This window comes from Ideonella azotifigens (assembly GCF_006519715.1).
Taxonomy (GTDB): Bacteria; Pseudomonadota; Gammaproteobacteria; order Burkholderiales; family Burkholderiaceae_C; genus Ideonella; species Ideonella azotifigens.
In genome coordinates this window covers 1-7,599 of sequence record NZ_VIDT01000239.1, presented here as the reverse complement: position 1 = coordinate 7,599, position 7,599 = coordinate 1, and the positions used below count along the sequence as shown (strand labels likewise).

Here is a 7,599-nt window from a genome sequence, read left to right as displayed (position 1 = left end):
CAGCGGCCCGCCCTGCGTGGTCACGCCGGAGAAGTTGCCGTCGGCCGCCAGCAGCAGTTCGCCGGTCGGGAACGCACCATGCGTGGCGCGCTGGAAGCCCAGCAGGCGCTGGTAGCCGCTGCCGTCCTGCCGGATGCGAAACAGCGTGCCTTCGTTGCCGGCGGTGTCCGAGCTGATGCCGCTGTTGGCGGTGCCGTAGAGCAGGCCGTCGGCGCCCAGCGTGAGGCCAGCGGTGGGGAAGACAGCGTCGCGCGGGCTGCGGAAGGTGATGACCTTGACCAGGCCGGCGCCGGCGCTGTAGCGGAACAGCGTGCCGCGGCCGCCCCGGCCGCCGCCCTGGTTGGTGATGCCGTAGAAGCTGCCGTCGGCGGTCTGCAGCAGCGGGCTGGGGAAGACGCCGGTGGCATCGGCGCTGAAGACGGCGTTGAGCTGGAAGCCGCTGCCATCGGTGCTGATGCTGTAGAGCGCACCGCTGCTGTTTTCGCCGCCGCCGCCGCTGGCGCTGCCCCAGATCCGGCCATCGCTGGCCAGCATGGGGCCGGGGCCTGGCTCGGAGGCGTCGGTCGCGCTGACGTAGCTGAACTCGTGCAGCAGGCTGAAAGCCCCGTCCGGTGCCAACCGGTAGAGGATGCCGGCGCGGTTGGCGCCGCCGCTGAAGCAGGTGCCGTAGAGGCTGCCGTCAGCGGTGCGCAGCAGCGAGCCTTGCGGCAGGTTGCACTGGCCGGCGTCGAAGCTGTGGGCCACGCTGAGCGTGGCGGCCGGCGCTGCGGCCGAGCACAGCACGGCGAGCATGGCCGCGCCGAATTTGAAGCAAGCGTGAGACATGGGGTTTCTCAAGGGACGATGCGGAAGATCGCGCCACCGGCGTATTCGTCGCTGGCTGAGTGGTTGGTGACGCCGTACAAGGCGCCATCAGCCCCCAGCGTCAACCCGCCGGTGGGCTCGAAGCCCACCGCATCGGTGGCGTTGAAACTGCGCACCAGGCTGAAGCTGCCGTCCAGTGCCATGCGGTAGACGGTGCCGCCGTTGCTGGTGCGGTTGGTGCCACCGAAGCGGCTGGTGCCGTAGAGCGCGCCATCGGCGCCCTGGGTCAGCGAGCTGTTGGCTTGTTCGGCATCGCCGGTGCCGCCGGTGAAGGTGTGCATCACCGTCAGCCCGTCGCTGCTGCGCCAGCGGTAGATCACGCCTTTGCCGGCCGCGCCGTCGGTGGTGTTGACGCCATAGACCGTGCCGTCGGCCAGCACCGTGACGCCATAGCGCGGCTGTGCGCCCGAGGTGGTGCGCTTGAACAGGGCCAGTTGCTGGAAGCCGCTGCCGTCGCGGTTCATGCGGAAAAGCTCGCCGTTGCCGCCGCGGTGCGGGTCGGCAGCGGCACCGTAAAGCATGCCGTCCGGGCCCAGGGTCAGGCCGTTGGTGGGGCTGATCGGGCCAAGCGCGGTGGTGTAGCGCGCCAGCGTGGTCTGCGTGCCGCTGCTGGTGCTGAAGCTGTACGCGGTGCCGTGGCTCTTGCCTCCGCCGCCTTCGTAGTTGTTGCCATAGAGCACGCCAGCGCTGTCGATCGCCAGGTTACCCTCCGGGCCGCTGCCTGTGGTCGGCGTGTCGAAGCTGAAAGCCAGCGCGAAAGTGCCGCCGGTGGTGAGTGAGTAGACCGTCCCGACGCCCAGTTCGCCGCCTTCGTGGGTGGCGCCCCACAGCTTGCCATCCGGCGCCATCACCAGGGTGCTGATGGGCAGCTTGCCGTCCTCCGACTGAAACGAATTGTCGAACTCGTGCAGGAGGATGAACTGGCCATCCGGGTTGAGCCGGTAGGCGATGCCGGAGCCATTCACGCCGCCGCCGTAGCAGGTGCCATACAGCGTGCCGTCTGGTTGCCGCAGCGGGTTGCCCAAGGGCTGGTTGCAGGTGCCTGGCACGAATGCGTGCAGGACCTCGATGGTGGCCGCCTGGGCCAGCGGCGCGGTGAGCACAGCGCACAGCGCGGCCACGGCTGTCAGGGGAGATGCGAGGCGGAGCGTTGGAGTCTTGGACATGTTGCCTTCCTGGGGCTTGGGTGCGGACGCCGAGGGCGTCTCAAGGAAGGCCGCGCAGGCAAGGCGGTTGCAGGGCGGCCGAAGGGGGCTGCTGCCGGCCTGAACAAGCGCGTGGCATTGGCGGTGAGTCAATGCGCAGGCTTGTGTTTGTCTCCTGGCGCATTTGGTTATGAGCTTGATGCTCGCAAGCTTGCGCCGCGCCCGCAAGCGCCCTGCGGCCTTCAGTCAGGGGATTGCGCGTCGGGATTCGTCAATCGGATTGACGATCTTTCGGGCCCAAACGGTCGACCGCATCCGTCACCAGGCTGTCCAGCCCCACAGCAAAAAGCTCGGACGCACGCGCCGCGTCGTTCACCGTGTAGACCATTGCCGCCCAGCCGGCTTCGTGCAGCTGCGCGACCAGGGCTGGCGTCATCAGCTTGTGGTTGATGATGACGGCGCAGCAGCCCAGCGCGCGGGCGGTGTCGGCCCAGCCGGCCCAGAGTTCATCCAGCAGCAGGCCACGCGGCAGGTGTGGAGCGGTTTGCATCGCACCTTCCAGCGCGGGCACCTCGAACGAGCTGAGCAGAAGCTGGCCCGGGTGCGCGGCCCACAGCTTGGTGGCCTCGGCGGCCACGGCGCGGCCGGTGGCCAGCTCGGTACCGGGGCTGGGCTTGATCTCCAGGTCCAGCCATGCGCCATGCGCCTGCAGCAGCGTGGCGACCTGGGCCAGCGTGGGCAGCGGCTCACCGGCGAAGGGCGCGCTGTGCCAGCTGCCGGCGTCCAGCGCCTGCAGTTGTGCCCAGGGCAGTTCGCCGGCCACGCCGCGGCCGTTGCTGGTGCGTTCCAGCGTGTCGTCGTGCAGCAGGAAGGCGGTTCCGTCAGAGGAAAGCTTGACGTCGCATTCGAAGGCCCGCCAGCCGCGCGCCAGGCCGTCGCGGAAGGCGGCCAGTGTGTTCTCGGGCGCCAGCTTGCCGGCACCGCGGTGGGCAATCCAGCGGGGGAAGGCGGGAAAACGGGGCAGGGCGGCTGGGTCTGCAGGGTGTGGCATGGGGCGCCAGCATGCCATGGCCAGGCAAGCAGCCATGCGCAAACGACGAAGGCTGGGGCGGTTTGCCGCGCCCGTGTCGCCCCTGCGGCTTCTGTTGGACTGCAATAATCCGGTTCCACGTGCCCCAGCCAGGCGCGGGGCGGCCCGCCGGTCGCTTCGCGATGCCTGCCCGCCATGAACGCGCCGCTCCCCCTTTCCTCAGTTCCTACCGTGCCTGCCGCGCATCATCCCGATGCGGCCGCCCCCCGCCTGCGCGAGATCCCGTACAACTACACCTCGCTGTCCGACCGGGAAATCGTCTTGCGCCTGCTGGGCGCCCGCGCCTGGGAGGTGCTCAACAGGCTGCGCGAAGAGCGCCGCACCGGCCGCTCCGCCCGCATGCTGTACGAGGTGCTGGGCGACATCTGGGTGGTGCAGCGCAACCCCTACCTGGAAGACGACCTGCTGGACAACGCCAAGCGGCGGGGCCTGCTGATCGCGGCCCTGCACCACCGGCTGACCGAGGTCGAAAAGCGCCGCACGCCGGACGCGGACGCGACGCGCGATGCCTTTGTCGGCGAACTGCTGGCGCAGGCGCGCGAGGCGGTGGACCGGTTCGCGCAGCGCTTCGACCATGTCGGCGCCTTGCGCATCCGCAGCCGCAAGCTGCTGGGCCGCCACACCGCCAAGGACAACATCAAGTTCGACGGCCTGTCGCGCGTGTCCCATGTGACCGACGCGACCGACTGGCGCGTCGAATATCCGTTCGTGGTGCTCACGCCGGACACCGAGGCCGAGATGGCCGGGCTGGTGGCCAGCTGCGTCGAACTGGGGCTGACCATCATCCCGCGCGGCGGTGGCACCGGCTACACCGGCGGCGCGGTGCCGCTGACCTGGAAGAGCGCGGTGATCAACACCGAGAAGCTCGAACAGATGACCGAGGTCGAGCTGGTGCCGCTGCCCGGGCTGGCGCAGCCGGTGGCCACCGTCTGGACCGGGGCCGGCGTGGTCACGCAGCGTGTGGCCGATGCGGCCGAACGCGCGGGCTATGTGTTCGCGGTCGACCCGACCTCGGCCGAGGCCTCCTGCGTGGGCGGCAACGTGGCGATGAACGCCGGCGGCAAGAAGGCCGTGCTGTGGGGCACCGCGCTGGACAACCTGGCCTCCTGGCGCATGGTCACGCCGGACGCCAAGTGGCTGGAAGTGATCCGCCTGGACCACAACCTCGGCAAGATCCATGACGTGCCGGTCGCGCGCTTCGAGCTGCGTTATTTCGAGGCCGACGGCAAGACGCCGATCCGCACCGAGCTACTGGAAATTCCCGGCCGCATCTTCCGCAAGGAAGGCCTGGGCAAGGACGTCACCGACAAGTTCCTGGCCGGCCTGCCCGGCATCCAGAAGGAAGGCTGCGACGGCCTGATCACCAGCGCACGCTGGATCGTGCACCGCATGCCGGCGCATGTGCGCACCGTCTGCCTGGAGTTCTTCGGCAACCCGATCCAGTGCGTGCCGTCCATCGTCGAGATCAAGGACTTCATGTTCGGCGAGATGGCGCGCCCTGGTGGTGCCATCCTGGCGGGCCTGGAGCACCTGGACGACCGCTACCTGAAGGCGGTGGGCTACGCGACCAAGAGCAAGCGCGGCGGCCTGCCGAAGATGGTGCTGGTCGGCGACATCGTTGGCGACGACGCGGATGCCGTGGCACGTGCCACCAGCGAAGTGATCCGCCTGGCCAATGGCCGCTCGGGCGAAGGCTTCGTCGCGGTGAGCGCCGATGCGCGCAAGAAGTTCTGGCTGGACCGCAAGCGCACGGCCGCCATCTCCAAGCACACCAACGCGTTCAAGGTGAACGAGGACGTGGTGATTCCGCTGGAGCGCATGGGCGAGTACACGCTGGGCATCGAGCGCATCAACATCGAGCTCAGCCTGCGCAACAAGATCGCGCTGGCCGACAAGCTCGAAGACTTCTTCGCAGCCGGCAACCTGCCGCTGGGCAAGACCGACGACGCCAGCGAGATCCCCAGCGCCGAGCTGCTGGAAGACCGCGTGCAGCAGGCACTGACGCTGATCCGCGAAGTGCGCGCGCAGTGGGCGCACTGGATGCAGAACCTGGACGCGCCGCAGGAAGGCGGCCGCTCGTTTTTCGACCAGCTGCAGGATCATTCGCTGCGCGCTTCGTGGAAGACGCAGATCTTCAAGCCATTGCAAGACGCCTTTGGCGGCGCGGCCTTTGGCGCCATCCTCGACGAATGCAAGCGCATCCACAAGGAAGTGCTGCGCGGCCGCACCTGGGTGGCCCTGCACATGCATGCTGGCGACGGCAATGTGCACACCAACATCCCCGTCAACTCCGACAACTACGAGATGCTGCAGACCGCGCATGAGGCGGTGGCCCGCATCATGGTGCTGGCGCGCAGCCTGGATGGCGTGATCTCGGGTGAGCATGGCATTGGCATCACCAAGCTGGAGTTCCTGACCGACGACGAGCTGGCCAACTTCACGGCCTACAAGCAGCGCGTGGACCCGGAAGGCCGCTTCAACAAGGGCAAGCTGCTGCGCGGCGATGCGCTGACGCGCCTGGGCGACGACGTGCACGCGGCCGACCTGTCGCATGCCTACACGCCCAGCTTCGGGCTAATGGGGCATGAGTCGTTGATCATGCAGCAGAGCGACATTGGCGAGATCGCCAACTCGGTCAAGGACTGCCTGCGCTGCGGCAAGTGCAAGCCGGTGTGCGCCACGCACGTGCCGCGCGCCAACCTGCTGTACAGCCCGCGCAACAAGATCCTCGCGACCTCGCTGCTGGTCGAGGCCTTCCTGTACGAGGAGCAGACGCGCCGCGGCGTGTCCATCAAGCACTGGGAAGAGTTCGAGGACGTGGCCGACCATTGCACCGTCTGCCACAAGTGCCTCACGCCTTGCCCGGTCAACATCGACTTCGGCGACGTTTCGATGAACATGCGCAACCTGCTGCGCAAGATGGGCCAGAAGACCTTCAGGCCGGGTAATGCCGCGGCCATGTTCATGCTCAATGCGACCAACCCGCAGACCATCAAGCTGGCCCGCGGCGCGATGGTGGGCGTGGGCATGAAGGCCCAGCGCCTGGCGCATGACGTGCTGAAGCTGGCGGCCCGCAAGCAGACGAATGCACCGCCGGCCTCGGTGGGCACGGCTCCGATCAAGGAGCAGGTGATCCACTTCATCAACAAGAAGATGCCGGGCAACCTGCCCAAGAAGACGGCGCGTGCGCTGCTGGACATCGAAAACGCCGACTACGTGCCCATCATCCGCAACCCGGTGACGACCACGCAGGAAACCGAGGCAGTGTTCTATTTCCCTGGCTGCGGCTCGGAGCGCCTGTTCAGCCAGGTGGGCCTGGCCACGCAGGCCATGCTCTGGCACGCCGGCGTGCAGACCGTGCTGCCGCCCGGCTACCTGTGCTGCGGCTACCCGCAGCGCGGCTCCGGCCAGTTCGACAAGGCCGAGAAGATCATCACCGACAACCGGGTGCTGTTCCACCGCGTGGCCAACACGCTGAACTACCTGGACATCAAGACCGTGGTGGTCTCCTGCGGCACCTGCTACGACCAACTGCAGGGCTACCAGTTCGACAAGATCTTCCCCGGCTGCCGCATCATCGACATCCACGAATTCCTGCTGGAAAAGGGCATCCGGCTGGACACCTCCACGGGCGCCGGCTACCTCTACCACGACCCCTGCCACAGCCCGATGAAGCTGCAGGAGCCGATGAAGACGGTCAAGGCCCTTGTCGGCAACCAGGTGGTCAAGAGCGACCGCTGCTGCGGCGAGAGCGGCACGCTGGGCGTGAGCCGGCCGGACATCTCGACCCAGGTGCGCTTCCGCAAGGAAGAGGAGATCCGCAAGGTCGAGACCCAGCTGCGGGCCGATGGCACCGTGACGGCGGACCAGAACCTGAAGATCCTGACCTCCTGCCCGAGCTGCCTGCAAGGCTTGAGCCGTTACGGCGACGACCTGAAGAGCGGCCTGCTGGAAGCCGACTACATCGTCGTCGAGATGGCCCGCAAGATTCTCGGCGAGGACTGGATGCCCAAATACGTGGCGCGCGCCAACGCCGGTGGCATCGAACGGGTGCTGGTGTGAGCGCGGCGACACCTGCGCTGTTCCGTCACCCCGGCTGCGCGCTATGCGAGCCGGCGGCTGCCGGCACCGCGCTGCGCATTGCCGAAGACGCGCGGCTGCACGTGATCCGCGTGCTGGACGCGCCGGACTTCCCGGCCTTCTACCGCGTGATCTGGCACAGCCATGTCGCTGAATTCAGTGGCCTCAATGCGGCCGACCGCCTGCACTGCATGGACGTGGTCGCTGCATTGGAGCAGGCCTTGATCGAGACGCTGGCGCCAACCAAGGTCAACCTCGCCGCCCTGGGCAACATGGTGCCGCACCTGCACTGGCACGTGATCGCCCGCTTCGACTGGGATGCGCAGTTCCCGCAGCCGATCTGGGGTGCGAAGCAGCGCGAGGTGGCGGATGCTGCCGCACGCCTGGCCGTGCCGCTGGCGACGCTGGACGAGCGCGTGC

5 protein-coding genes are annotated in these 7,599 nt (G+C 67.9%); 2 read left to right on the top strand and 3 right to left on the bottom strand.

Annotated features, from left to right (window positions below):
- The 3 genes from FKP22_RS15335 to ugpQ all read right to left on the bottom strand — a co-directional run.
- Positions 1–825, bottom strand: an 825-nt coding sequence (locus tag FKP22_RS15335; protein ID WP_375140586.1) for a choice-of-anchor tandem repeat GloVer-containing protein, incomplete at its 3' end; no start/stop codon positions are given.
- A gap of 8 nt (positions 826–833) precedes the next feature.
- On the bottom strand, positions 834–2,030 hold the full coding sequence (locus FKP22_RS15330) for a choice-of-anchor tandem repeat GloVer-containing protein (protein ID WP_141288340.1): 1,197 nt from the start codon (positions 2,028–2,030) through the stop codon (positions 834–836).
- Between the two features lie 250 nt (positions 2,031–2,280).
- Entirely contained in the window at positions 2,281–3,060 is a 780-nt protein-coding gene (gene ugpQ, locus FKP22_RS15325) for a glycerophosphodiester phosphodiesterase (protein ID WP_141288339.1), read from the bottom strand.
- Positions 3,061–3,234: 174 nt separating this feature from the next.
- Between ugpQ and FKP22_RS15320 the strand changes: the two genes are divergently transcribed.
- On the top strand, positions 3,235–7,161 hold the full coding sequence (locus FKP22_RS15320; protein ID WP_141288338.1) for a DUF3683 domain-containing protein: 3,927 nt from the start codon (positions 3,235–3,237) through the stop codon (positions 7,159–7,161).
- Positions 7,158–7,599 (top strand): HIT family protein (locus tag FKP22_RS15315; RefSeq protein ID WP_375140585.1); only part of this gene is annotated, 442 nt, incomplete at its 3' end. The genes FKP22_RS15320 and FKP22_RS15315, both read left to right, overlap by 4 nt.

Excerpts from the sequence above, each read along its gene's own strand:
- FKP22_RS15330 (WP_141288340.1), bottom strand. The coding sequence starts at position 2,030 with ATGTCCAAGACTCCAACGCTCCGCCTCGCATCTCCCCTGACAGCCGTG.
- ugpQ (WP_141288339.1), bottom strand. The coding sequence starts at position 3,060 with ATGCCACACCCTGCAGACCCAGCCGCCCTGCCCCGTTTTCCCGCCTTC.
- FKP22_RS15320 (WP_141288338.1), top strand. The coding sequence starts at position 3,235 with ATGAACGCGCCGCTCCCCCTTTCCTCAGTTCCTACCGTGCCTGCCGCG.